The 1,854-nt window shown below is 36.3% G+C and carries 1 protein-coding gene and 1 rRNA gene; both read right to left on the bottom strand.

What is annotated here, in order from left to right:
* Nucleotides 1-84, bottom strand: a 16S ribosomal RNA gene (locus tag LC076_RS23915); the annotation flags it as partial.
* 424 nt (nt 85-508) lie between these two features.
* Entirely contained in the window at nt 509-922 is a 414-nt protein-coding gene (locus LC076_RS23910; RefSeq protein WP_226671600.1) for a DUF4275 family protein, read from the bottom strand.
* Between the last annotated feature and the right edge of the window lie 932 nt (nt 923-1,854).

Here is a 1,854-nt window from a genome sequence, read left to right as displayed (position 1 = left end):
CAAGCTCCCATCAATTCGCTCGACTTGCATGTATTAGGCACGCCGCCAGCGTTCGTCCTGAGCCAGGATCAAACTCTCCAATAAAGTAGTGTTTGACTTGCTCATAGTTTGTTTCGTTTGTGCACTATTATATAGTACGTTTTTGTTAATCGAAATTAACGTTGGCACGCTTGGTTTTGTTTAGTTTTCAAAGATCATTTGTTAGTCGTTGTTCGCGACCAGATATTAATCATAACATTTATCAACCCAGAAAGTCAATGTTTTATTAAAATATTTTTTCTGAGATAATATATTTTAAAATGCCTTAGTGGCAGAAACTAATAATACCCCATATATCAATAAAGATCAACTATATTTTTATATTTTTTAAAAGCATGTATTAATCAATTTCTTAATCTCATAAACACATATTCATTAATCACTTCACTTAATAATAGCCTTTTAAAAGTTTGGGGTTCTTCTATCGTTATATCCTAAGATCGAAAGTTATTTAGAAAAATTCTAGTAATCATTCCTCTGATATAAAATACGGACCACATTCACTTTCATGAGTCATAACAAAAGACCATTTTTTATCCCAATCCATTATATAAATATCACCATAGTACATATGTGTTTGGTCATATGGTAATTCTTCAAGTGTTAGAGTACGAGCATTTTGAAGCAAATATGCTTCATCAATATATTGATAAAAGATTGTACATTTAACCTTCGATTGCTCATTAAAGACCTCAATAGCATCTAATTTCTTAAGGCACTTCACTTTCTCCCAACTACACACATGCCAAAGAAAACCATCATCTAAATAAATTGTTTTTCGCTCCTCAACTGAAAGATGACTAGTAAACCTTTCACTCCAGAGCGAACGCAAGTAACTTCCCCACTTAGGTAACTCTATTACCTTTAACTCTTTATACCTCAAAATAGTGACCCCTTATAAAAAAATTTAATTTATCCTCTTCTATAATAATTCTTACCGTCGATATCTTCAAACTCAGTTATTCAGCATCAGTGTCCCTACTTTAATACAGCAATACAGGCCATACTTGATACATCTAGTACTTTATTAATGAGATATGATATTGACTATAGAATTCCTTAGTATCTAACCAATGGTGTTCCTAATAATATTGTTACGATCAAAAATCGCTTGACTTGATATAAATCATCTCACAAAAAAGACCAGTATCTCTACTGATCTTTCTTCCTGTAACTTGGCCTCGTCCTACTCTCACATAGGAAAACCCCAAATACCATCGACGCAAGAGCTTAACTTCCGCGTTCGGATCTCGGCTTGCAATAAGCGACAAATCTCCGCGTCAGCTTGTTCATTCAGATCCTCATGTGCCAACTACGCACATTCCGGTCTTCATTCTCGGCCATCCGTTGACCTTCTTGCTTCTCCCAACCCTCAGGCTAGTAGTGCTTTTTAGTCTCTACCTCTTATACACCTCTTCGATATAACCAATATCATGAATAGAACTTTGTATCTGTATTTTTTCCTTCTGCCTTTTTATATACAAAAAAAGACCAGTATCTCTACTGATCTTTCCACTCTTTACTTGGCGACGTCCTACTCTCACAGGGGGAAACCCCCAACTACCATCGGTGCTAGAGCTTAACTTCCGCGTTCGGATCTCGGCTTGCAATAAGCGACAAATCTCCGCGTCAGCTTGTTCAATCAGATCCTCATGTGCCAACTTCGCACATTCCGGTCTTCATTCTCGGCCATCCGTTGACCTTCTTGCTTCTCCCAAGCCTCAGGCTAGTAGTGCTTTTTAGTCTCTACCTCTTACACAATATCTTCGATATAAATAAATTAATGGATTGATCAATTTTTTCCTTCTACCTTTT

This window comes from Metabacillus litoralis, assembly GCF_020524045.1.
Taxonomy (GTDB): Bacteria; Bacillota; Bacilli; order Bacillales; family Bacillaceae; genus Metabacillus; species Metabacillus litoralis_C.
Note: the sequence above shows the minus strand (reverse complement) of the source record. Positions and strands in the feature narration are given on the sequence as shown.